Annotated in this window: 21 protein-coding genes; 5 read left to right on the top strand and 16 right to left on the bottom strand. The window is 50.8% G+C overall.

The annotated features are described in order from the left end of the window. Positions 1-363: 363 nt before the first annotated feature. The 3 genes from hxlB to tkt are packed head-to-tail and all read left to right on the top strand — an operon-like array spanning position 364 to position 4,519. A complete protein-coding gene (hxlB, locus tag HBM92_RS23850; RefSeq protein WP_000339041.1) occupies positions 364-921 on the top strand; it encodes a 6-phospho-3-hexuloisomerase in 558 nt (185 codons plus the stop codon). 41 nt (positions 922-962) lie between these two features. Continuing rightward, positions 963-2,471, top strand: a complete 1,509-nt coding sequence (ptsG, locus tag HBM92_RS23845) for a glucose-specific PTS transporter subunit IIBC (RefSeq protein WP_000037973.1) — start codon at positions 963-965, stop codon at positions 2,469-2,471. A gap of 50 nt (positions 2,472-2,521) precedes the next feature. Further along, a complete protein-coding gene (gene tkt / locus HBM92_RS23840) occupies positions 2,522-4,519 on the top strand; it encodes a transketolase (RefSeq protein WP_001088087.1) in 1,998 nt (665 codons plus the stop codon). A 29-nt stretch (positions 4,520-4,548) separates the two neighbouring features. Here tkt and HBM92_RS23835 read toward each other — a convergent pair whose 3' ends face one another. The 10 genes from HBM92_RS23835 to HBM92_RS23790 all read right to left on the bottom strand — a co-directional run bounded on the left by HBM92_RS23835 (position 4,549) and on the right by HBM92_RS23790 (position 14,857). Next, positions 4,549-5,394, bottom strand: a complete 846-nt coding sequence (locus tag HBM92_RS23835; protein ID WP_001060030.1) for a MurR/RpiR family transcriptional regulator — start codon at positions 5,392-5,394, stop codon at positions 4,549-4,551. Positions 5,395-5,594: 200 nt separating this feature from the next. Continuing rightward, positions 5,595-6,500 (bottom strand): LysR substrate-binding domain-containing protein, encoded by a 906-nt coding sequence (locus HBM92_RS23830; RefSeq protein ID WP_000470718.1) that lies wholly within the window; start codon positions 6,498-6,500, stop codon positions 5,595-5,597. A gap of 77 nt (positions 6,501-6,577) precedes the next feature. Then, on the bottom strand, positions 6,578-7,801 hold the full coding sequence (locus HBM92_RS23825; RefSeq protein ID WP_001227362.1) for a cytosine permease: 1,224 nt from the start codon (positions 7,799-7,801) through the stop codon (positions 6,578-6,580). A 25-nt stretch (positions 7,802-7,826) separates the two neighbouring features. Beyond that, on the bottom strand, positions 7,827-8,216 hold the full coding sequence (locus HBM92_RS23820) for a glutamyl-tRNA amidotransferase (RefSeq protein ID WP_000214035.1): 390 nt from the start codon (positions 8,214-8,216) through the stop codon (positions 7,827-7,829). A gap of 16 nt (positions 8,217-8,232) precedes the next feature. Beyond that, a complete protein-coding gene (gene arcC / locus HBM92_RS23815; RefSeq protein WP_000240546.1) occupies positions 8,233-9,189 on the bottom strand; it encodes a carbamate kinase in 957 nt (318 codons plus the stop codon). Continuing rightward, a complete protein-coding gene (locus tag HBM92_RS23810; protein ID WP_001093932.1) occupies positions 9,182-10,606 on the bottom strand; it encodes a DUF1116 domain-containing protein in 1,425 nt (474 codons plus the stop codon). Before HBM92_RS23810 ends, arcC begins: the two co-directional genes overlap by 8 nt. Continuing rightward, positions 10,603-12,162 carry an acyl-CoA synthetase FdrA gene (gene fdrA, locus HBM92_RS23805; protein ID WP_000865648.1) on the bottom strand — a complete coding sequence of 520 codons (1,560 nt, stop codon included), beginning with the start codon at positions 12,160-12,162 and terminating at the stop codon, positions 10,603-10,605. Before fdrA ends, HBM92_RS23810 begins: the two co-directional genes overlap by 4 nt. Positions 12,163-12,256: 94 nt before the next feature. Next, positions 12,257-13,117 (bottom strand): DUF2877 domain-containing protein, encoded by an 861-nt coding sequence (locus tag HBM92_RS23800; protein ID WP_001305370.1) that lies wholly within the window; start codon positions 13,115-13,117, stop codon positions 12,257-12,259. Between the two features lie 5 nt (positions 13,118-13,122). Then, positions 13,123-13,791 (bottom strand): cysteine hydrolase family protein, encoded by a 669-nt coding sequence (locus tag HBM92_RS23795; RefSeq protein ID WP_000194415.1) that lies wholly within the window; start codon positions 13,789-13,791, stop codon positions 13,123-13,125. Between the two features lie 256 nt (positions 13,792-14,047). After that, positions 14,048-14,857, bottom strand: coding sequence for a dienelactone hydrolase family protein (locus HBM92_RS23790; protein ID WP_001298606.1), 810 nt, complete (start codon positions 14,855-14,857; stop codon positions 14,048-14,050). 261 nt (positions 14,858-15,118) lie between these two features. On the opposite strand from HBM92_RS23790, the gene udp reads away from it, so the two are divergent. Next, complete coding sequence (gene udp, locus HBM92_RS23785; protein WP_000045172.1) at positions 15,119-15,883, top strand: uridine phosphorylase; 765 nt, start codon at positions 15,119-15,121, stop codon at positions 15,881-15,883. 34 nt (positions 15,884-15,917) lie between these two features. On the opposite strand, the gene HBM92_RS23780 is transcribed toward udp, so the two are convergent. Genes HBM92_RS23780 through HBM92_RS23755 form a run of 6 tightly spaced genes read right to left on the bottom strand, consistent with a single transcriptional unit; the run spans position 15,918 to position 21,357 of the window. Continuing rightward, positions 15,918-17,408 (bottom strand): tripartite tricarboxylate transporter permease, encoded by a 1,491-nt coding sequence (locus tag HBM92_RS23780; protein WP_000463030.1) that lies wholly within the window; start codon positions 17,406-17,408, stop codon positions 15,918-15,920. Between the two features lie 12 nt (positions 17,409-17,420). Next, a complete protein-coding gene (locus HBM92_RS23775; protein ID WP_001093393.1) occupies positions 17,421-17,927 on the bottom strand; it encodes a tripartite tricarboxylate transporter TctB family protein in 507 nt (168 codons plus the stop codon). Positions 17,928-17,943: 16 nt separating this feature from the next. After that, on the bottom strand, positions 17,944-18,918 hold the full coding sequence (locus HBM92_RS23770; RefSeq protein WP_000589804.1) for a Bug family tripartite tricarboxylate transporter substrate binding protein: 975 nt from the start codon (positions 18,916-18,918) through the stop codon (positions 17,944-17,946). A gap of 24 nt (positions 18,919-18,942) precedes the next feature. Then, entirely contained in the window at positions 18,943-19,572 is a 630-nt protein-coding gene (locus HBM92_RS23765; protein ID WP_001116468.1) for a 2-dehydro-3-deoxy-6-phosphogalactonate aldolase, read from the bottom strand. Beyond that, positions 19,562-20,566, bottom strand: coding sequence for a 2-dehydro-3-deoxygalactonokinase (locus tag HBM92_RS23760; RefSeq protein WP_001117534.1), 1,005 nt, complete (start codon positions 20,564-20,566; stop codon positions 19,562-19,564). The genes HBM92_RS23765 and HBM92_RS23760 overlap by 11 nt, the downstream gene beginning before the upstream one ends. 23 nt (positions 20,567-20,589) lie before the next feature. Beyond that, entirely contained in the window at positions 20,590-21,357 is a 768-nt protein-coding gene (locus HBM92_RS23755) for an IclR family transcriptional regulator (RefSeq protein WP_001305366.1), read from the bottom strand. Between the two features lie 216 nt (positions 21,358-21,573). On the opposite strand from HBM92_RS23755, the gene rmuC reads away from it, so the two are divergent. Continuing rightward, entirely contained in the window at positions 21,574-23,001 is a 1,428-nt protein-coding gene (gene rmuC / locus HBM92_RS23750; protein WP_000347717.1) for a DNA recombination protein RmuC, read from the top strand. Positions 23,002-23,042 lie beyond the last annotated feature (41 nt).

The raw sequence follows: 23,042 nt of genomic DNA, 5'->3' as shown, positions 1-23,042 counted from the left end.
ACCAGTTTTCATGAGGAAAATCTGTAATCATTAATAATAAACATGAATATTTTGCAGTGATTAATATTTGTTATGAATATAATCTATAACAATGAAGAGTTATCAGTTGTTCGGTGTATAGCCAGAGACGAGTTCAGTTTGTGATTTTTACAGGGCAGTTACAGCCGCAAAATTTTATGGCTGATTTCACCTTCCCCTCAAGCTTATCTTTCTTAAAAAGAGAAATAATTCTTAAATTCAAATAGTTATATACAATCTACTCTCTTTCTTGTGACTAGCTTCACATTTCATACTGATGCATTGGAATGAAATAAAATTTCATGAGATTTTGTGTTTTAGAAAAATTATTTCATGAGGTGTGAAATGGACGCAAAGCTGTACATCACTGAGATCATCAATGAATTAACCTTCGTTAAGGACTCTATCCGTGAGGATGACTGCACCAAATTGATCGACGCTATTCAGCAAAGCCAGCGCGTTTTCTGCTATGGCCTGGGGCGTGCCGGCTTTTCCATGAAAGCCTTCACCATGCGCCTGATGCATATGGGCAAAGAGGTTTACTTCCTGACGGAAACCATTACGCCGAACTTTGGGCCTGGCGATCTGTTTATCGTTTCTTCCGCTTCCGGTGAGACAGCACAACTGGTGGCACTGGCGAAAAAAGCACGTCAGTTTGGCGGCGCTGTGGCGGTGTTAACCACGAATCGACACGCCACTATCACCGAGTTTGTCGACGTCATCGTGCAAATCAATGCCCCTTCCAAAAATCAAAAAGATTCTGTTTTCCGCTCGGCACAGCCGATGGCGTCGTTGTATGAGCAAGCTTTGCTGGTGATTGCCGATGCATTAGTGATGAAGATGGCTGCTGAAAGCGGTGCGCCGGAAAGTGAACTGTTTAAGCGCCACGCCAATCTGGAATAGTCGTCGCCGTTATTTGCTCGATACCCTACAGGAGAATAAAAATGAGCAAAAAAATAACATCCTTGTTTAACTTCAAGAAGTTGCAGAAATTTTCTTCTGCTCTGATGTTACCAATCGCCATTCTTCCGGCGGCGGGTTTGATTTTAGCCATCGGGATTTCATTTAACATTGAGCTGCTGGCGAATTGCGGCGGCCTGATTTTCGCCAACCTTCCTTTGCTGTTTTGTGTCGGTATTGTGATTGGCCTGACAGGTGATGGTTCTTCATCACTTTCAGCGATTATCAGTTACATGATCATGAATGCCACGATGGGAACGCAACTTGGCATTACCGCGGAGTCCGTTGCAGCCAGTAACGGTGACTATGCGATGATCCTCGGGGTACCGACGTTACAAACGGGAGTGTTTGGCGGTTTGATTGTCGCCATCTTTGTTTATCTGCTCTATACCCGCTTCCACAATATTGAATTGCCTCAGTTTCTTGGTTTCTTCGGTGGAAAACGCTTTGTACCGATTATTACGGCGGTGGCGGCAATTATTGTCGGCTATTTATTGCCGTGGCTGTGGATACCGGTACAAAAAGGTCTGGCGTCGCTTTCAACGCTGGTGACCAGTGGGCATAACGCGAACTTCGCGGCCTTTATTTACGCCGTTGGCGAACGTTCGCTGATTCCTTTTGGCCTGCATCATATCTGGAACGTGCCGTTTTATTACAACTTTGGCGACTACATGACCAAATCCGGGCAACTGGTGACGGGCGATATTCCGGTGTTCTTTGCCCAATTGCGCGACGGTGTTCCGTTGACGGCGGGGTTGTTTATGACAGGTCGTTTCCCGATCATGATGTTTGCGTTACCTGCCGCCGCGTTGGCGATGTATCAGGAAGCAAAACCGGAACGTAAGGCGCTGATTAAAGGCCTTTTACTCTCCGGTGCGCTGACCACATTTGTTACCGGGATTACGGAGCCGCTGGAATATGCATTTTTGTTTGCAGCTCCGGTTCTCTACATCATTCACATCTTCTTATATGCCACTTCATTTGTGCTGATGAACATCCTGAATGTGCACATTGGTCATCCTTTTGCTGGCGGTCTTATTGATTTCGTACTGAATGGCGTTATGCCAAACCGCACGCCGTGGTATCTGGTGTTCCTGGCAGGCGCGGGCTATGCAGCGATTTACTACACCGTATTTCGGGTACTGATCCGCAAGTTGAATCTGAAAACACCGGGGCGTGAGGATGAAGAGATTGCCGTTGCAACCACATTAACGCGCGAAGAACGTCCATACCAAATCATCGAAGCAGTAGGTGGTTTCGACAATATCGAAGATGTGGATGCCTGCGCAACACGCCTGCGGCTGGCGCTGGTAGACGATAAGAAAGTGAATGAAAAACGGCTGAAGGAGTTGGGGGCTGCGGGTTTAGTGAAACTGGGTGATGGCGGTGTACAGGTGATATTTGGCGGCAAATCGCAAATCCTGCGCGACGAAATCAAAACCGTAATGAGCAGACCGCGCCCGACAGAAATGACAGTGGCCTGTGCTAACTAATTCGAGATTAGCGGGCTGGTTTCAGCCCGCCAGACAGAGAGAGCTGAAGTATGAATTCACAATTACTGGCTAACGCCATCCGGATGTTAAGTGTTGATGCGATCCAGAAAGCGAACTCCGGTCATCCGGGCGCGCCGATGGGGATGGCGGATATTGCCGAAGTGGTCTGGCGTCGTCACCTGCGTCATAACCCAAAAAATCCGCAGTGGTTTAACCGCGACCGCTATGTTCAGTCGAACGGGCACGGTTCCATGTTGATTTACGCTTTGCTGCATCTTACAGGCTACGACCTGTCGATGGATGATATTCGCGACTTTCGTCAGCTCCACTCCCGCACGCCAGGTCATCCAGAATATGGTTATACGCCGGGTGTTGAAACCACCACCGGCCCGTTGGGGCAGGGCGTAGCTAATGCGGTGGGGATGGCGATTGCGGAGAAGGCGCTGGCGGCAGAATTTAACAAACCGGGCTTTAATATTGTTGATCATCACACATGGCTATTTTTGGGTGATGGCTGCCTGATGGAAGGGATCTCCCACGAGGCCTGTGGTCTTGCAGGAACGCTGAAGCTCGGCAATCTGATTGCTATCTGGGACGATAACGGTATTTCGATCGATGGTCACGTAGAAGGCTGGTTTGCTGAAGATACGGCTGCCCGTTTTCGTGCCTACGGCTGGCATGTCATTGAAGGCGTTGATGGTCACGATCCAGAAGAGGTAGATGCTGCGGTGCGTGAAGCGAAAAGCGTCACGGATAAGCCCAGTCTGCTGTGCTGCAAAACGATTATCGGTTTTGGTTCGCCAAATAAAGCCAACAGCCACGATTGCCACGGCTCGGCGCTGGGTGCAGATGAAGTGGCGCTGGTGCGTGAACGTCTGCAATGGCCGTATGCCCCTTTCGAAATTCCTGGTGAAATTTATGCCGCATGGGATGCGACCGAGAAAGGCGCGCAGGTTCAACAGGAATGGGATGCACTGTTTGCCGACTACGCGAAGCAGTGGCCGGAACTGGCGGCGGAGTTTACTCGTCGCATGAAGGGTGATTTGCCTGCTGGCTGGGTCGAGAATATGCAGAAATATGTGCACGATCTGCAATCCCATCCGGCGGCGCTGGCAACCCGTCAGGTTAGCCAGAAATGCCTCAATCACTTCGCAGATATGCTGCCGGAACTGATGGGCGGCTCGGCGGACTTGTCGCCCTCTAACCTGACTCGCCATCAGAAATCGGTTGATTTCACCGGAGAAAATCCGGCGGGGAATTACATCTCCTATGGCGTGCGTGAATTTGGTATGTCGGCCATCATGAACGGTCTTGCGCTGCATGGTGGGTTTATCCCTTACGGCGGTACTTTCCTGATGTTTATGGAATATGCGCGTAATGCACTGCGTATGGCGGCGCTGATGAAGATCCGCTCGGTGTTTGTTTATACCCACGATACCATCGGCCTGGGCGAAGACGGCCCGACACATCAGCCCGTTGAGCAACTGGCGTCGCTGCGTCTGACGCCGAATATGGAAACCTGGCGCGGTTGCGATCAGGTGGAAGTGGCGGTGGCCTGGCAACAGGCGATTGAGCGCAAAGATGGCCCAACGTCGTTGGTATTAACGCGCCAACCTCTGGCGCAACAGCCGCGCACCGCTGCACAGTTGGCAGAGATTGCGCGTGGTGGTTATGTACTGAGTGATTGTGACGGTCAGCCTGAGATGATCCTCATTTCTGCGGGTTCAGAGATTGAGTTAGTGGTCAGCGCCGCAAAAGCGTTAACGGAAGAAGGGCGTAAAGTTCGCGTGGTTTCCCTGCCGTGTACCGAGCGTTTCGATAATCAGGATGCGGCGTACAAAGAGTCGGTATTGCCAAAAGCTGTACGCAAACGTCTGGCGGTAGAAGCCAGCATCGCCGGATTCTGGGAACGCTACGTGGGCCTGAACGGTAAAGTGATCGGCATGACGAGCTTTGGTGAGTCTGCTCCGGCGAATGTGTTGTTCAAACACTTTGGTTTTACGCCGGAAAATGTCCTGGCGCAGGCGCGTGAGCTACTGAACAGCTAAACCTGCACAAGGGGTGAAAGGATGACCTTTTACCCCTTGAAACGGGAGCCAAGAAACTCTTCACGGGTGCGGTATTTCTCGTAATGCGCCTTGTTTTTATACATAAACAACAGCACCAGCATATCAATAACGCCCATTGCCGGAACGCGAGTGGAGTCGAAGGCTTCAAAGAAGATTTTATCGCTGACCGCGGTATTGAGTTGATGGGTGGAGAGTTTTGATAACGGAGATTTAATATAGTTAGTGATACAAACGGATTTGGCACCGCGCTCTTTCACCACTTTAAAGATATCGACCATTAAGTTGGTGCTGCCAGAGTTAGAAATACCAATCGCCAGGTCGCGTTTCCCCATAGAATATGCCGCATTAATTTGCATTTCCGGGCTGACGTGAACAACGGTTTTTAATCCGAGTTGGCTGAATTTATAAGCACCATAAACGGCCAGAGGGTTTGAATTTCCAGCAGCAAAAAAGAAAATAGTATCGCAATTAGCAAGTAGTTTGAGAATGGACTCAAGCACTTCGGCATTAAAAAATTGCGTTGATTGTATTAAATCTTCGGCCTGTTTTTTTAATAAGAAGGTTGCCAAAGATGTTATATCGCTGAAGTCGGTATTTTCAGGATAGCTATTGTCAGGATTAATGACTTCTTTTGCTAATGCAATTTTTAAATGGTAATAACCCTGATAACCTAATTTCTTACAGGTGCGTACGATAGTCGCTTCACTGGCATGGCTTTTTTCTGATAGTTCAGTGACACTATAGTTCACGACTTCATGTGCGTGGCTAAGAATATAGTCAGCGACCTTTTTTTCCGCCTGATGCAGTGTAGGGTAATTGCTTTGAATCAGACTTTTTACGGTTATGTTATTCATAATTAGTAAATTTCATTCTGACAGAAAGTGCTGATTATAACATAGTTTTCAGGCGTGGATAGGTGTGAAAAAAATGAAGGTGTGCAGTGAACGTAATGATTAACAGACCGGTTAATTTTCATGAATTACGTCAACTGCACAAAAATAATTTAAACGGGTGCTCTAATTAAAGCAAGACTTATATTTTTATCATTGTATTGTCAATTAAATACAAATTGTGTCATTAATTGTGGGTTTCTTAAATATTCTATGCACCACTGACAGGCTTTGCCCATACCATCGGAACGAGCGGCAAGAAATAACTTGGTGGCGTGTTTATGTTCGCGCATTGGCTTTTTAAGCAATTTACCGCTGTTCAATAACGGCAATGCCAGATGATGTGGAATATAACCAATACCGACGTTTTGTTCTATTAAGGCGATTGCCGTAGCGAAGTCAGGAACAAAAATGGGTTTTTGTCCTTCCAACAACCAGGCTTGCATCGGGGGGAAGTTAACGGAGGTATCGCGGATACAAACCGCTGGATAGTGACGCAATTCACTGTTTTCTAATGGATGCCGCTTCGCTGCCAGTGGGTGGAGTGGGCTGACGACAAAATCCCATTCCATTTGTCCGACCGGTTCGCTAATGATGCCTTCACTGCTTGGTACTGCATGAGGAGCACCGTAGACCAGATCAGCACGCTTACTGTACAGCGCATCCCAGCAGCCGTTGTATACCTCAAGATCTACCGTCAGTGTTGTTGATGTGAATTGCCGTTCAAAATCTCGAATAAATGCCACCAGCAAATCACCAGGAATAATATTGTTTACCGCAATTGTCAGTTCACGCTCAATACCATCGTGAATCAGCACTGTGTTGCGCTTTAATGCTTCCAGGTCGCCAAGAATAGTTTTGCTATGTTCGATGAAGTAACTTCCCGCTGGCGATAATTCAATATAGCGTCCCTTACGAATGAACAGTTCAACGCCCAGGCTCTCTTCCGCTTTCTTGATAGTGTAACTGATGGCGGAAGGGACTTTATTTAACTGCTCGGCTGCGGTGGTAATGCTCTGGTGTCTGGCGACCAGATGAATAACACGAAGCGTTTCGTCTGAGATGAACATAAGGCTCCCTGGTCAGTGGTAAAGTGGCTGAATCTCTCCAGATTCAGCCGTAATCATTGCCTGAGTATACCCAGGAATTAGCGGTGTTGACTTGCCCGACTGAGAATCGCATACGCGATACATGCCACCAGAATCGAGTCTACCGAAGGGATCGTCGTCAGGGTGAATAAGCCTTTTACGGTCATAAAGCCAACCGCTGCGCCTATGATCCATGCTGCGAATGTCAGCACTTTAATCTGTGACTCCTGGGCTAACACTGACTCTTGATAGCCATTACGGCGATAAAGGAAAAAGTCAGCGATATAAATTCCGGCAACGGGTGGCGTGGCGATACCCAGGAACAGCAGAAACGGAATAAACCACGCCATAATATCCATACTGCCTACGATGGCGGAAAGGATACCCAGCGCCACGGTAATCTGCCATTTGGGAAAGCGGGTAAGCAGTGTGGAAACCACCAGCGTGCCCTGGAACATATTGCCCGCGTTACCGGTGACGCAGGCGAAAATCAACAACAGCGCCGCAGGCAGAACCGCACCGAATACCGCCATCGCACCCAGTAAAGATCCCTGACCACTAATGGCGCTCGGCGTTGCACCCGCCCAGTAGAGCAGAGGGTAGGCAACCAGAAACGTCACGCCTGCGGCAATCAGCGCATGTTTGCGGTTATGCACAAAACTACCGAAATCAGGCAGTGTGGCAACCAGCACAATAATGGTGCCAACAACGGTGGAAACGGCGACACCTGTATTCATCTCCACAATCGCCGCTGGTACTGCCACTTCGGTATGGGTTGCCACATAGAGGATGTAACACAGCACCAGCGCGATAACCGGCACGGCAACTTGGGCAATTTTTCCCAGAACGGTAAAGCCAAATGCCGTAGAGGCGACAAAAATGACACAGCCAGCCGCCACTAACAGTGCCAGTGGAACTTCCAGTCCATGTTGAGCCAGTAAGTCATGTACCGAATGACCAAACATATTGGCGGTAACGGCAATCCAGCCGAACAGACTTATCGCCATCAAAATGTTAATGGCGATGGCCCCTTTTTCGCCAAACGAATATTTCACAATGCCATACGTTGGCAGGCGGGCTTTTTCTCCCACGCTAATGGTGATGGCTGAAAGTAAGGTCAGAATGACGCCGCCTAACAATACGACGCTAATTAAACTGCTGCTGGAAAGTTGATTGCCGAGGCTTGAGGATGACAACAGTACAGGTGTGACGGCAATACCCAGCAAAATCATGGCAATACGCAATCCTGATGCCGTATTCAGATTCTCTTCTTTTTTACGCATAGTATGTTCCCTTTATAAATGCGCGTTACACAGTATGAAAATGCCCGGTGTATTTGCGCCAGCTACCCAGTTCTGTAATTTCCCGTTGGCCTTCGGTCAGCCAGTTTTCTGCCAGTACGCCCAGCACTTCGCTACCATCGGCAAGTTTGATTTTGCCAATTGCCAGCCCAGCGGGTTCGCTCATTAACAGAGCGGCAAAACTGGCCAGCGGTAATTGCCAAATTTCTACGTCGACGTGTGTTCCTCCTTCATTCACGCGAATCATTCCCGGATGGCGATCATTAATACTCCACAACCGGTAATGGGCGTCAGTTCGGTCTTCACGGACAAAAATACCGCCCGCTTTTTGCATATTTGGGTTGAGTTCCAGGCCGCGCATCAGCGTTCCGTTAACGGCTAAAAGCGTTGTAGTCATTGTGTTCTCCAGAGAATTAAAGGGTTATCCATGTACCGCTCTGATGCGCCAGGGCTGCTTTTATGGTTTGCGGTGAAGTAATCAGGCCGCTGGCCTGTTTGCCTTGTTGCTGGCTGGCATTGATGAAATCAACAATGGCTTCCACTTTGGGTTGCATACTGCCGACACCAAACTGACCTTCCCGCAACAGCGTTTGCGCTTCGGCAACGCTGATAGCGTCGAGCCACTGTTGTTGTGGTGTACCAAAGTTAATCGCTACTTTTTCTACACCGGTGGGGATCACCAGCAGATCTGCGCCTAACTGACTGGCGAGCAGCGCGGAGGCCAGATCTTTATCGATCACGGCTTCCACACCTTTCAGTTGTTGCCCGTCTCGCACCACCGGAATACCGCCGCCGCCGCAGGCAATAACCAGATATCCCTGGCGCACCAGGTGAGCGATGGTGTCGTGCTCAATAATTTCCAGTGGTGCAGGAGAGGGAACTGTACGCCGCCAACCACGCCCGGCGTCCTCCATCAGCGTCCAGCCGAGTTGTTGTTGGCGTTGTTGGGCCGTTGCTTCATCGAGAAACGCGCCAATTGGTTTACTGGGGCTGGCGAAAGCATCGTCATGTGGGCTGACTCGCGTTTGTGTCACCAGGGCAATTACCGGTTTGTTTATGCCACGGCGAGCCAATTCGTTATGCAGCGCTTTCTGGAACATGTAGCCAATTGCACCTTGTGTATCACCCACGGCGTAATCAAGTGGAACCGGAGAAACTTCGTTACTGGCGAGTTCAGAGCGGCGCAGAATAAAGCCCACCTGCGGGCCATTACCGTGGGTTAGTACCAGGTCCCATCCGGCTTCAACCATATCAACGATATGCTGCACGCTTTCCATCACTGCAACATATTGATCGGGAATACTATTGCGTTGCTCGTCCTGAATGAGCGCATTGCCGCCAACCGCGACGACAGCCAGTGGCTTAACCATGATGGTTCTCCTTTGCGACGATCTCCGCCAGTGCACGTACAGCGGCGACAAAACAGGCCATCGGCGCAGTGGTGATCCCGGCACCAATTTGCCCGACCCCCGCTTGTTTGTGGGCGATACCCGTATTGATGACCGGTAAAATGCCGCGATCGGTCACTTTACGCGCATCAATCCCTGCTGCGGTGGGGGCAAAATTGAGGGCTGGAAGTGTAAATGCGGGGTTACCGCCGAGGGTGATGGCTTGCATCCGACGGCTGTTATTGGTGGCATCGACAGGGGTGCCTCCCACAAATTTGACGATCGCCGGAGACGACGCCATCGCGAAGCCACCCACACCTGCGGTTTCAGTAATTGCGCTATCACCCAGGTCAGCAGCAGCATCGTCAACGCCAAATCCGGGGAAGAACAGACCTTCAACGGCATTGGCAGGAGCCTGGAACCAGCGATCGCCAGTACCGGAAAGCCGAATACCAAAATTCACCCCGTTACGCGCCATCACCGTAACCATTGAACTGAACGGTACATTGGCGGCGGCATCCATCATTGCTTTACAGGCAGCCATCGACAGATTGAGGAAGAAGTGATCGTTACCGGTGATAAATGCCACGACGCGCTGGATATGTTCCTGTGGAAGAGAGCAGGCTAGCAATGCCGGGAGCAGGCGCTTAATCAGCAAACCGGTAGCGGCAGCATTGCGGTTATGAACTTCATCCCCCATATGCAGCGCCTGCGCCATTAATGGCTTGAGTTCCAGCTCGCCGTGTTGTGCGATTGCTGCTTTCATTGCTGGAGCCAGTTCATCGCGCATCCAGGCCAGACGATTGAGAACTTCATCGTTATTGGCGCCAAAACGGAGAACCTTACCCAGACCTTCATTGAAATTGCTAAAAGTACGGTGGCCGTTGGTTTTGTTTTCTACCACCCATAACGGCATCGACGGGCTGATGATGCCTGCCATTGGGCCAACCGCGTGATAATGATGACAAGGGGCAAGGTCGATTTCGCCTGCGTTTATTTGGTTTTCAGCGTCTTGCTGGCTGGTGGCCCAACCTTCGTACAGCATGGCACCAATAATCGCCCCTTTTACCGGACCACACATCTCTTCCCAGGCAATCGGCGGGCCAGAGTGCAAAATACGTTTTTGTTCAGCCATTGCTGGAATGGCCTCTTTAGCGAGCATGACATCCACCAGCACGGGCTGTGCTTCGAGATAACGTGCCATGGCGATTTGGTTGGCATTTTCTACCAGGGGATGACATAGCAACGATGCCAGATCCAATCCAGCGTCAATATCGCCTTGTGCTGGTGGCTGCCAGTTGAGTGCAATTGCGCTTCCCCCGGCATGTTGAATATTGTCAGCAAAACTGTGTAGTCCCGCGTTCACGACCTTCAAAGGCTGATTAAATAAGGTATTCATACGTTTAGCCCCTTTTTCTGCAACTGAGTCTGTGCAACGGTGCTGGCCCATAGCGCCGCCTGTGCATTGCTGCTGGCGATGATGACGCCCGCATTTTGTAGTGCGCTTATCTGCTGACTGCGTATTTGCGGATCAGCTTCCGTTCCGCAAACGTGCGCAATCAGCAACGGTGCGTTATTCATGTCGATGTGTGAAAGTTGGTCCAGTAATTCGCTGGCAGGCGTCGTGGAAGCGCCATAACCAAGTACCAGGTCGAATAACACGACGGCAGTGTGTGAGTCGTTGAGTTCGTTGAGCAGACGTTGATTGCGCAGAGTCGGGTCGATCATTGGATGCGGTTTGCCACGGGTGAAATCATCGTCGCCCATATCGATCAACGTGTGATCTTCGCTTTGCCAGATATTTGCCAGAGCACGATTACCCGCAACTGGCGTATTGGAAGCTGCGCTGAATCCCTTTTGTTGGCAGATAAGTTGCGCTTCGTAGCAGAAGGTTCCTCCGGCGAAAACACCGCGTATCGCCTGGCGATGGGCTGGCAGACGCTGGCAGGCGTTTTGTAACATTGTGAGATCGTCGCAGGAAATCTCGGTCTCGACAGCCGGAAGTGGTTGATCATTCAGTAACGCCACGGCGATGTTGGCGGCGCTGGCAAGTGTGGTGGCCGCGGTGATATTGGGACGTGCCAGATCATGCGGATTCGCACCGAGGAAATTCACCACTACGGGTTTTCCACAAGCCTCGGCACGCTCCAGAATAGTCCGGGCAACGATCGGTGAAGGCGGTTTTGATATAAGCACAATCACGCGAGTTTCATCGTCTTGCGCCAGCGCATCTAAAGCGAAGAGCATCGATATTCCACCAATCTCTTCACTGAGATCATGTCCGCCTGTTCCCAACGCCTGAGAAATACCCGCTCCGAGCTGGTCGATTCGGCAAGTCACTTCCTGTAGCCCGGTGCCTGACGCGCCAATAACACCAATTGCTCCGCGTTTCACCACATTAGCGAAGCCTAACGGAATGCCGTTAACAATGGCGGTTCCACAGTCAGGTCCCATTACGATGCGCTGACGTTCTCGGGCAAGCGTTTTGATGGATTTTTCCTGCCCGATACTGACGTTATCGCTGAACATCATCACGTTCATTCCGAGGTTTAACGCTTTCATTGCTTCGGCGGCGGCGTAGTCTCCCGGTACAGAAATGAGTGCCAGGTTGGCTTCGGGTTCGGCTTCCAGTGCCATTTCCAGGCTGACCTTTTCCGGTGTTTTAATGCCACTATCCGTTTCATCATCGGGTTTGCTGGTCAGACGTTGCTGGGCCAGTACCAGTGCTTCATTGCAAATATCTTCTTCACCCATGACTGCAATCACTAAATCATTGGGACTGGCGTTGATTTCGTTACCCAGACCCGCATCGCGCAATTGTTCGAGATTATTGGGCGTTCCCATGACGACCGAGGCCTGTTGAATACCGGGCAACTTGCTGATTTGCGCGGAAATCTGCATCAGAGAAACTGAGTCCTGATAAAGATTACTGAAAACTTTATATTTAACTTTCATGCTGTTACGCCTGTTTCATTCCGCCCGATAGCAAAATTCGGGCAAAGCATCCCCGTGTAGCCCCATAAACGGGCTACGGGAGAAAAGGTTGAAATCAATTCATGGTGTTCAGGGTTCGAAAGCCATGCAGCATTCCTGCAAGGCAATCTACTCCTGACGTTGCGCCAAATTGCATGACCTGTTCTGCACAGGATGCGATTGTCATTGCCGATGCGCTCCCAACCAGTTGTGCGAGTAACTGGCAAATCGGTTCTGAAAAATGTCCCTGAAGCGCACGCTCCAGATAATGACGACTGATATCCGTGGTGTTGTGCGCATGTTGATCAATTGCCTGCTGCAACCGGTATTGATGATCGGCAAGTGGTGCAGGGAGTTGCCATAACCAGAGCGCTGCCAGATAGCCCAACAAATAGTCATCTCCATCGGGTGTTAAGCCTTTACCAAAGCCGATCAGTTGTGGCACCTGGCGTTCCAGCGCATCTGGATGTTCCATAATCGCTAATCCCTGGTGCGTGAGGCTATCCGGCAGGTGCAATGTGCTTTGAACGTTATGTTCCAGACAAAATAAAAGCCGTTGCGATGCCATCGTTGGGTAGTGCTGGAAAACCAAAGGGAATGCCTCAAGTGTCAGCATTCTCCCCACAAATGGCGACTGCCAGAGCGTTGCGTTTTCGAGCGCCACACAAAATCGAGGTGTCCGCAGTAAGCCTTGGGTTAACTGAATGGGATCTGAATGGGCAATCTCTCTTCGCCAGTCCCAACATTCAGGTAGCCAGACTCTGGCAGCATCAGGGAGATTCAGATACGTTTGCGCACACAACAGAGTGATGAATGTTCCCGCGTCTGAATACAGATTTACCGCATGTTTAAAAGCGCTATGCAGACGTAAATCTTGCGTTTCATTCTGCGGGAAAAGATATCCCAACGACGATGCGCAAAGCGTAACCTGTACCATCGGCGTTAGCCTTCCAGACCTGCAATAATGGCTTTGGAATCAGTAACCCAACCGAAAATGGCACCTTGTGCTTTGATCATCTCAAGGGCGTATTTCTGGAATTCCGGGAAATAGGAGCCGACACAATCTTCCGGGATAATGCATTCATAGCCACGATCATTTGCTTCGCGCACGGTGGTGGTTACGCAAACTTCGGTTGTAACACCACAAACTATCAGCGTCTTGATACTGTGGTTTTGCAAAATCAGATGTAAGTCGGTTTGATAAAACGCGCCTTTGCCAGGCTTATCAATCACCGGTTCGCCTGCCACCGGGTACAGTTCAGGAATGATGTCATGACCTGCTTCACCTCTGACCAGAATGCGTCCCATCGGTCCTGGTTCACCAATAAAGGTTTTTCCGCCGCGCGTCAGTTTGGCTGGCGGGCAGTCGCTTAAGTCTGCACGATGGCCTTCACGAGTATGAATAACCATAATTCCTTTTTGACGTGCGGCTGCCAGCACCTCTGTACATGGTGCGATAGCCGTGCGTACCAGTGAAACATCATTGCCCAGTGCCTCACCGAAGCCCCCTGCTTCGACAAAGTCACGCTGCATGTCGATCATGACCAGTGCAGTTGTGCGCGGATCAAAAGGTAATTCAAAGGGTTGAGCCTGAAAAATGGATTGCGTCATGGTAAATCTCCTGTCTGATGTTTAAACGATCCAGTTGTTCTGAGAACGAGTATTCAGGAGAAAAGCGGCACAAAACAGGAAAAAAGTTTGCCGCACAGCAACGAAATTTTTGCATTCAGCAGGTGGTGTGATGACGAATGTGAAGGGAGTCAAAGAGTGGCATACAGCAACAAATTTTTTGATGCTGTATGGTTTTGAGATTAAAAAAATCGTTGAAATTGTGTGAGCTTAATCATCAGATTTAGCGACTATGGCGTTACTTTTTAACACCATACTGTGTAAACCATTCCAACATTCGCTGCCAGCCGTCTTTCGCAGATTCGGCATGATAGCTCGGGCGATAATCGGCGTTGAACGCATGCCCTGCATCCGGGTACACGATAATCTCTGCTTTCGCGTTTGCTGCCCGCAGCGCCTGGCGCATCGTTTCCACGCTCTCTTGCGGAATGCTGTTATCCTGGCCGCCATATAAGCCGAGAACCGGCGCGTTAAGATCGGTTGCGATATCAACAGGTTGTTTCGGTGAATTCAGCGACTTATCGCCCGTCAGTTTGCCGTACCACGCCACTGCGGCTTTTAGCTGTGGATTATGCGCGGCATACAGCCAGGTGATACGTCCACCCCAGCAGAATCCGGTGATCATTAAACGATGAACATCGCCGCCGTTGCGGGAAGCCCAACTGGCGACATGATCGAGATCGGCCAGCACCTGCGAGTCAGGCACTTTTGCTACCAGACCGCTAAGCAACGTGGGGATATCGGCAAAATCATTCGGATCGCCTTCGCGGAAGTAAAGTTCAGGTGCGATAGCCAGATACCCCTCCAGCGCCAGACGGCGACAAATGTCGCGGATATGTTCATGCACGCCAAAAATTTCCTGCACTACAATGACCACTGGCAGTGGGCCATCGCTTTGCTTTGGTCTGGCATGGTAAGCAGGCATGTTATCCCCTTGTGAAGGGATAGAGGTGAAGCCCGCCACAATCGCGTCGTCCGGAGTCTGAACGATGGTCGAAGCGAGAGGCGATGCAGCAGGTGCAAATCCAGATTGTTGTGTTGTTGCCATGGTATTCTCCGTACCCTTATAAAAATGTTGCGCAATGTTAACTATAGTCAGCATGCAACAAATCACATTGCCTGAATCGGCTCATCTTTTATGCAGTCCTGCAGAATGAAGAGTGATTTATGTGATTTGCATCACTTTTGGTGGGTAAATTTATGCAACGCATTTTCGTCATGGTGATGAGTATCACGAAAAAATGTTAAACCCTTCGGTAAAGTGTCTTTTTGCTTCTTCTGACTAAACCGATTCACAGAGGAGTTGTATATGTCCAAGTCTGATGTTTTTCATCTCGGCCTCACTAAAAACGATTTACAAGGGGCTACGCTTGCCATCGTCCCTGGCGACCCGGATCGTGTGGAAAAGATCGCCGCGCTGATGGATAAGCCGGTTAAGCTGGCATCTCACCGCGAATTCACCACCTGGCGTGCAGAGCTGGATGGTAAACCTGTTATCGTCTGCTCTACCGGTATCGGCGGCCCGTCTACCTCTATTGCTGTTGAAGAGCTGGCACAGCTGGGCATTCGCACCTTCCTGCGTATCGGTACAACGGGCGCTATTCAGCCGCATATTAATGTGGGTGATGTCCTGGTTACCACGGCGTCTGTTCGTCTGGATGGCGCGAGCCTGCACTTCGCACCGCTGGAATTCCCGGCTGTCGCTGATTTCGAATGTACGACTGCGCTGGTTGAAGCTGCGAAATCCATTGGCGCGACGGCTCACGTTGGCGTGACAGCTTCTTCTGATACCTTCTACCCAGGTCAGGAACGTTACGATACTTACTCTGGTCGCGTAGTTCGTCACTTTAAAGGTTCTATGGAAGAGTGGCAGGCGATGGGCGTAATGAACTATGAAATGGAATCTGCAACCCTGCTGACCATGTGTGCAAGTCAGGGCCTGCGTGCCGGTATGGTAGCGGGGGTTATCGTTAACCGCACCCAGCAAGAGATCCCGAATGCTGAGACGATGAAACAAACCGAAAGCCATGCGGTGAAAATCGTGGTGGAAGCGGCGCGTCGTCTGCTGAAATAAAAAAACGCTCCCCAACTTCGGGGAGCGATATCAGTTATTGACGCCGTAAACGCATTATTTTGCGGATTATTGGCGTCAGTAGCGTAAAGGCTGCCAGAGTCAGCAATGCCAGAGTGATCGGTCGGGTATACAGAAAGTCGAGTGAACCCCCTGAAAGCGACAGCGCACGGCGAAAATTACTTTCCGCCATTGGCCCCATAATCAATGCCAGGACCACTGGCGACGCCGGATATCCCCCTTTCTGCATGAAATAGCCCACTACGCCCGCAATCAACATAATGCCGACATCAAACAGGCTGTTGTTCAGTGCATAAGTCCCGACCACACAAAGTGCGAGGATCATCGGTGTGAGAATATTGCCGGGAATTTTCACCACATTACCGATGACTTTCAAAGAGAGCAGTCCAAGAACTAGTAGCATGAAGTAACAGAAGATCATGCCGACAAACAGCGTATAAACCATATCACCGTGGTCGGTAAACATCAGCGGGCCTGGTTGCATTCCCTGTAACGTTAACGCGCCCAGCATGATGGCGGTTACCGCATCGCCAGGGATCCCCAGCGTCAGCATAGGTAACAATGCGCCACCGGTGCAGCCATTCGCGCCTGCCTCACAGGAGGCCACAGCTTTAATTTCACCCTTACCAAAGTTTTCTGGTGTCTTACTGAAACGACGAGTTTCGTTATAGGCAACAAAAGCTGCAATATCCGCCCCCGCACCGGGGATCATGCCGATAAAAACCCCTAATCCTGATGAGCGCAAAATGGTTAATGCGATGCGGCGTAGTGTTTGCCAGGGCAGTAACAGACTGCCGATAGCCACCTTCGCGCCCCGACGAATTTGCTGGTTTTGCTCCATAGAGCGGAATGCTTCTGAAGCAGCAAATAAACCAATCATCACCGGGATAAATGGCACATTCATCAGCTCCACAAATCCACCTGTAAACCGTGGAAAACCGCCCATTGGATCAAGGCCTATCGTTGCGATCAGCAATCCGCCAACCCCGGCAATCAGCCCCTTAATCAGCGACTCACCGGAAATACTGGCAATAATGCTCAGTCCGAAGGTTGCCAGGGCGAAGGACTCCGAGGCACTAAATTTCAGCGCCCAACTGGCAAGTACCGGAGAGAGAAACATCAGCACGATAATGCTGAGCGTTCCGCCACTAAAGGAAGAGAACGTGGCGGCACTCAATGCCAGCCCTGCTTTTCCCTGTTTCGTCAGCTCATAACCATCAATAGCGGTGGCTGCGGCGGCAGGCGTTCCGGGAATTTTGAGCAAAATTGCGGTGATAGAACCACCGTAGACGCCACCAAAAAAGACGCCGCAAATCATCAACAATCCAGAAACAGGCTCCATGCCGTAGGTGAAAGGCAGCAAAATCGCCACACCCATGGTCGCTGTCAGACCAGGCAAAGCGCCAATCACAATACCCAGCATCACCCCAAAAGTGGCAAACAGCAGCGCCTGAGGATTATTGAGTAATGTCGAAAAACCCTGAGTTAAAAGTTCACTTTCAAACATTGCTGGCCCCTGTTATTCGAAAAATGTGCCGACAGGCAATGGCACCTGTAACGCTTCGACAAACAGCAACCAGAGGATTGCCGTTAACAGCAGCGCAATACCCGGTGTGAGTACCCATCGCCTGTAGCCCATCAACGTCATAATGACGATGAGGAAAACAGGAGTAGTAATGAGATAACCGCAGTAGCTCATCGCCACAATATAAAACGCGGTTGCCGCAATTCCTGTTGCTGTTTTCCTGAATGCCGGTTTTTCCTGTGCGTTGGCGCAAGAGGCTGGTTTTGCCTGCAAAAGATCGCGTATCACCAGCAAGACAGCGAGCACAATCAGGGCACAGGCATAGAAGGTAGGGAAGGCACTTGCACCGGGATCCGTTTCAATGGCAGTTGCTGGAAAATCAGCGGCATTAATCATCACCGCGCCAGCAACCACACAAAGTAACAGCGCCACCACCATCGTTGATGAAAGGCGCTTGCGGTGCGGTACGGCGAGTTGAGCAACAGACTGTTTTGTGTTCATCAACCGTACCTCAGGTTTATTTTTTCAGGCCCAGGCGAGTCAGCAACTCGTCAAAGTACTTTTCCTGTTCGCTGATTTGGGTCTGGAAGCTGGCAGCGTCAAGCCATGCATAGTTGAGATTCAACTTTTGCAGTGCATCCTGGAATGCAGGCTCTTCAGCCGTCTCTTTTGCTGCCTTTGCCAGAACATCCACCACATCCTGCGGCGTTTTTTGCGACACAATCAGGCCGCGCCAGGTGCCGATGGAGAGATCAACGCCTTTCTCTTTTAACGTCGGGACGTCAGGCATGGTTTTCATTCGCTCATCCGCCATCACTACCAGTGTCTTCAGCTTGCCGCCATTCACATGGTTGATAACTTCTCCTGGGCTTACGGAAACCGCTTCAATATGCCCGCCTAACAGGCCTGTAATGGCAGGGGCTGCGCCGTCATACGGGACATGAGAAAACTTTGTGCCCGTTTTGTCTTCCAGTGCAGCTGCCGCCAGATGCCAGATAGCTCCGGTGCCTGAGTTACCAATGCGTACTTTTCCGGGATTCGCTTTGGAGTAAGCCATAAATTCTTCATAGCTATTCCACGGCGCATCGGCACGGACTGTGATAGCAGCCGGATCCGCATTCAGACGGGCAATGGGTTTAAAGTCGCTGGTTTTAAAACGCACCATTCCGAGGCTGGGAAGGGTGGTCAGTTCAACCGTGCCTAAACCAATTTTGTAACCGTTAGGGCGGGCAGCGGCGATTTCACTCAGGCCGATAGCACCGCCTCCGCCAGGTTTATTGATAACCCCGATGCTGACGGGTAAATGGTTTTTGGCGGCATCAGCAAAGGCACGGGCAACCAGATCCGTACCGCCTCCGGCAGCGTAGGGAACGACTAACTCGATCTGTTTGGTTGGGTAGGAGGCTGCCTGTACAGGCGCAATGCTGAGGGCAGCGCCTGCAAGAAGTACCATTGCAGCCATTTTTTTCGGTAAGGTAAGATGTTTTATCATTGCTTTTATATCCTTATTTATCAGTTAGTTGCTATTTAAATTGTTCCATGCGTTCATAAACAGTACTGCATTTTCATAGACTTGCTCTGGCGTCATGCCGGGGCGATATAGCGCAGAACCGAGGCCAAAGCCGTTTGCGCCGTGGCTCAGATAACGCGCCATGGTTTCCGGTGTGATACCGCCAACCGGTAACATCGGAACGGATTGTGGAATAACCGCACGCCAGGCTTTGGTAACTTCTGGCGTAATTTGTTCAGCCGGGAACAGCTTGATGGCATTAGCACCATGTTCAATGGCAGCAAAGGCTTCGGTGGGCGTGGCGACGCCAGGCGCACAATACATACCCAGCGCACGGGCGCGACGGATCACCGCAGTATCGCAATGCGGCATCACGATAATCTGGCCCCCAGCCTCTTTAACCGCAACCACCTGCTCTACCGAAAGCACAGTTCCGGCTCCGACCAGGCAGTCCTTAGGCAGGGCGTCGCGCAGTATACTGATACTTTGCAACGCCTCCGGCGAGTTCATAGGAATCTCAATCAGGCGGAATCCGGCGGCGTACAGTTTTTCACCGATGGCGACAATCTCATCCGGTTTCACGCCGCGTAAAATGGCGACTAACCCGGTTTTTTGCAAAAGCGTATTAAATGGCATGGGTACATTCCCTGGCGTTGGTGGACAGTAACCCGGCAGCGTGGGCGATTCGCCATAATCCCTGTTCAGTGGCATTAGGAATGGCGTGTATCTGTCTGCCGGGAAAAACGTGGCTGAATGCTTGTGAATAGCGGCTGTTCAGATTTGCGCTACCGATTAAGGCGATCGGTGTTGTGGCGGGTAAATCACGTAGCAAACTGGATGCCAGACCACATAATTCATGGCCTATCAGTAATCCGGAAAGGTAATCCCCCTGCGAGGACGACGTAAGATTACTGGTCAGCAGGCGCGAACGGGTCGAAAACAGCGTCGATAATAATCCGGTCTGATGATGCTCTTGTGCTGCTGTCAGCCCGTGGGTGAAGGCATCCCAGTGCGGTTCATCTCCAGGATGCATGGTGGCACCGAGAATCGAATGGCGGGATAAAACATCAAATAACTCGCCCGTCATAAAGGTTCGGAAATCGGTAATGGTGTTGTTTTCAACTACTGCCCATTTCGCATGTGTGCCGGGTAAGCCTATCAGCACTGGCATACCCTGATGGATCGCGTTTTGCAGGGCCGGTTCCATCGAGATAGCACCGAAGATTTGTGTTTCTTCGCCACGCATCACTTCGGGCATTTCACCTTCTTTAATCACGCCAGGAATGATATGCAGCATTGTCTGCTGCTGGTGGATAACAGGCGTCAACTGCTTCGCCAGACCCTCGAGAGTGACCGGGCAAGGTAAATAAGCTGCTGATTGCCACCCTTGCGCACTGCCGAGCATGCCGCAAGCCAGTACCGGGCATGGGGTTTGTGCCAGCCAGTCGCCGCAGACACGTAAAAACGTATCGTGGAAAGCGTCCTCACGTGTTGCTGCCTGGGAGGGTAATTTCATGATCCCCCAGGGGAATTCACGTTTTTCTTGTGGATTTGGTGATTCGCCAAAACGCCATGCCCGAAGCGATGACGTTCCCCAGTCCAGGGCAATAAATGAGGGTGCTCCCGGCATTAGTCGTTTCCTTTAATCATGGTTTATTTATCTTTGCGGACGTGCTTACCCCAGCCCAGTTCAGCGGATATCTCTTCTGCACAGGATTTGACGTAAGGTGCCAGTTCTTCCAGACGCGCCAGCGACATATACGTGGTGGTACTGGCGACAGAAATAGCCGCCACAATTTCATCCCGGGCGTTGTAAACCGGCGCTGCAACGCAACGGATAGTCGGCTCGTTCTCTTCCAGATCAAAAGCAAAACCACTGGCGGCATAACGACGCATGTTCTGAATAAATGTGCCCAGTTTTGTTTCATCACCACAGGTCTTAAACAGCGTGCGCCACTCTTCTTCTGTTCGGTTGAGGATCAATGCCTTGCCGATGCCGGTGATTGCCAGTGGCATGCGATGGCCTGGGCGTGAGCGCATTTCCAGCCCGCGCTGACTGTTGATCTTCTCCAGATACAGCACTTCGTCGCCTTCAACGATCCCCAGATGCACGGTGTCCAGGGTGTAACGGGCAAGGCGTTGCAAAACGGGCTGGGCAATTTCGTACAGCGAGGTGCTTTCCAGTGCTCTGGCACCAAATTCGATCAGTTTGGCACCCAGTTGGTAGCCCTGCGTTGGGACATGGCGCAGATAGCGTTGTTCCACCAGAACGGTGACTAAACGATGGGTTGTGCTCCGGGTCGTGCCGGTGAACTCGCCGATACTTTTTAGGTCATGGCAGCCGTTATAAACAGCATTAAGAACCGCCAGTCCACGTAATAACGTTTGTGCGCCTGCGGTGGTTGAAGAGGTTTCTGCCATACGTTTCTCCTGATGATATTGCTGAAGTGTTCCACATAATGACGTGGGGAAAAGGTGATATATCCCACAATATAAACTCCATCTCATATTGTGGGATAAAATAATGAAAATTAACGATCGTTTTGCGTAGCGCCTCGCAGGAAACTTCTTTCAAACTGGACGTTTGTACAGCACAATTCTATTTTGTGCGGGTAAGTTGTTGCGTCAGGAGGCGTTGTGGATTTCTCAATCATGGTTTACGCAGTTATTGCATTGGTGGGTGTGGCAATTGGCTGGCTGTTTGCCAGTTATCAACATGCGCAGCAAAAAGCCGAGCAATTAGCTGAACGTGAAGAGATGGTCGCGGAGTTAAGCGCGGCAAAACAACAAATTACCCAAAGCGAGCACTGGCGCGCAGAGTGTGAATTGCTCAATAACGAAGTGCGCAGCCTGCAAAGTATTAACACCTCGCTGGAGGCCGATCTGCGTGAAGTGACCACGCGGATGGAAGCCGCACAGCAACACGCTGACGATAAAATTCGCCAGATGATCAACAGCGAACAGCGCCTCAGTGAGCAATTTGAAAACCTTGCCAACCGTATTTTTGAACACAGTAATCGTCGGGTTGATGAGCAAAATCGCCAGAGTCTGAACAGTCTTTTGTCGCCGTTGCGTGAACAACTGGATGGTTTCCGCCGTCAGGTCCAGGACAGCTTTGGTAAAGAAGCCCAAGAACGTCATACCCTGACTCACGAAATCCGCAACCTCCAGCAACTCAACGCCCAGATGGCCCAGGAAGCGATCAACCTGACGCGTGCGCTGAAAGGCGACAATAAAACCCAGGGCAACTGGGGCGAGGTAGTATTGACGCGGGTGCTGGAGGCTTCCGGTCTGCGTGAAGGGTATGAATATGAAACCCAGGTCAGCATCGAAAATGACGCCCGCTCGCGGATGCAGCCGGATGTCATCGTGCGGTTGCCGCAGGGAAAAGATGTGGTGATCGACGCCAAAATGACGCTGGTCGCCTATGAACGCTATTTCAACGCCGAAGATGACTACACCCGCGAAAGCGCGCTACAGGAACATATCGCGTCGGTACGTAACCATATCCGTTTGCTGGGACGCAAAGATTATCAACAGCTGCCGGGGCTGCGAACTCTGGATTACGTGCTGATGTTTATTCCCGTTGAACCCGCTTTTTTACTGGCGCTTGACCGTCAGCCGGAGCTGATCACCGAAGCGTTGAAAAACAATATCATGCTGGTTAGCCCGACTACGCTGCTGGTGGCGCTGCGCACTATCGCCAACCTGTGGCGTTATGAGCATCAAAGCCGCAACGCCCAGCAAATCGCCGATCGTGCCAGCAAGCTGTACGACAAGATGCGTTTGTTTGTCGATGACATGTCCGCGATTGGTCAAAGTCTCGACAAAGCGCAGGATAACTATCGCCAGGCAATGAAAAAACTCTCTTCAGGTCGCGGAAATGTGCTGGCGCAGGCAGAAGCGTTTCGCGGTTTAGGGGTAGAAATTAAACGCGAGATTAATCCGGATTTGGCTGAACAGGCGGTGAGCCAGGATGAAGAGTATCGACTTCGGTCGGTTCCGGAGCAGCCGAATGATGAAGCTTATCAACGCGATGATGAATATAATCAGCAGTCGCGCTAGCCCATTGGGGGTAGTTAAGCCGGGTAGAAATCTAGGGCATC

The sequence above is a fragment of the Escherichia sp. E.sYA108 genome (assembly GCF_011754335.1).
In the GTDB taxonomy this organism is placed as follows: Bacteria; Pseudomonadota; Gammaproteobacteria; order Enterobacterales; family Enterobacteriaceae; genus Escherichia; species Escherichia coli.
The sequence above is the reverse complement of the archived record's forward strand: the minus strand, read 5'-3'. Positions and strand labels throughout refer to the sequence as shown.

Coding starts and splice junctions, on each gene's coding strand:
- hxlB (WP_000339041.1), top strand. CDS start 364: ATGGACGCAAAGCTGTACATCACTGAGATCATCAATGAATTAACCTTC.
- ptsG (WP_000037973.1), top strand. CDS start 963: ATGAGCAAAAAAATAACATCCTTGTTTAACTTCAAGAAGTTGCAGAAA.
- tkt (WP_001088087.1), top strand. CDS start 2,522: ATGAATTCACAATTACTGGCTAACGCCATCCGGATGTTAAGTGTTGAT.
- HBM92_RS23835 (WP_001060030.1), bottom strand. CDS start 5,394: ATGAATAACATAACCGTAAAAAGTCTGATTCAAAGCAATTACCCTACA.
- HBM92_RS23830 (WP_000470718.1), bottom strand. CDS start 6,500: ATGTTCATCTCAGACGAAACGCTTCGTGTTATTCATCTGGTCGCCAGA.
- HBM92_RS23825 (WP_001227362.1), bottom strand. CDS start 7,801: ATGCGTAAAAAAGAAGAGAATCTGAATACGGCATCAGGATTGCGTATT.
- HBM92_RS23820 (WP_000214035.1), bottom strand. CDS start 8,216: ATGACTACAACGCTTTTAGCCGTTAACGGAACGCTGATGCGCGGCCTG.
- arcC (WP_000240546.1), bottom strand. CDS start 9,189: ATGGTTAAGCCACTGGCTGTCGTCGCGGTTGGCGGCAATGCGCTCATT.
- HBM92_RS23810 (WP_001093932.1), bottom strand. CDS start 10,606: ATGAATACCTTATTTAATCAGCCTTTGAAGGTCGTGAACGCGGGACTA.
- fdrA (WP_000865648.1), bottom strand. CDS start 12,162: ATGAAAGTTAAATATAAAGTTTTCAGTAATCTTTATCAGGACTCAGTT.
- HBM92_RS23800 (WP_001305370.1), bottom strand. CDS start 13,117: ATGGTACAGGTTACGCTTTGCGCATCGTCGTTGGGATATCTTTTCCCG.
- HBM92_RS23795 (WP_000194415.1), bottom strand. CDS start 13,791: ATGACGCAATCCATTTTTCAGGCTCAACCCTTTGAATTACCTTTTGAT.
- HBM92_RS23790 (WP_001298606.1), bottom strand. CDS start 14,857: ATGGCAACAACACAACAATCTGGATTTGCACCTGCTGCATCGCCTCTC.
- udp (WP_000045172.1), top strand. CDS start 15,119: ATGTCCAAGTCTGATGTTTTTCATCTCGGCCTCACTAAAAACGATTTA.
- HBM92_RS23780 (WP_000463030.1), bottom strand. CDS start 17,408: ATGTTTGAAAGTGAACTTTTAACTCAGGGTTTTTCGACATTACTCAAT.
- HBM92_RS23775 (WP_001093393.1), bottom strand. CDS start 17,927: ATGAACACAAAACAGTCTGTTGCTCAACTCGCCGTACCGCACCGCAAG.
- HBM92_RS23770 (WP_000589804.1), bottom strand. CDS start 18,918: ATGATAAAACATCTTACCTTACCGAAAAAAATGGCTGCAATGGTACTT.
- HBM92_RS23765 (WP_001116468.1), bottom strand. CDS start 19,572: ATGCCATTTAATACGCTTTTGCAAAAAACCGGGTTAGTCGCCATTTTA.
- HBM92_RS23760 (WP_001117534.1), bottom strand. CDS start 20,566: ATGCCGGGAGCACCCTCATTTATTGCCCTGGACTGGGGAACGTCATCG.
- HBM92_RS23755 (WP_001305366.1), bottom strand. CDS start 21,357: ATGGCAGAAACCTCTTCAACCACCGCAGGCGCACAAACGTTATTACGT.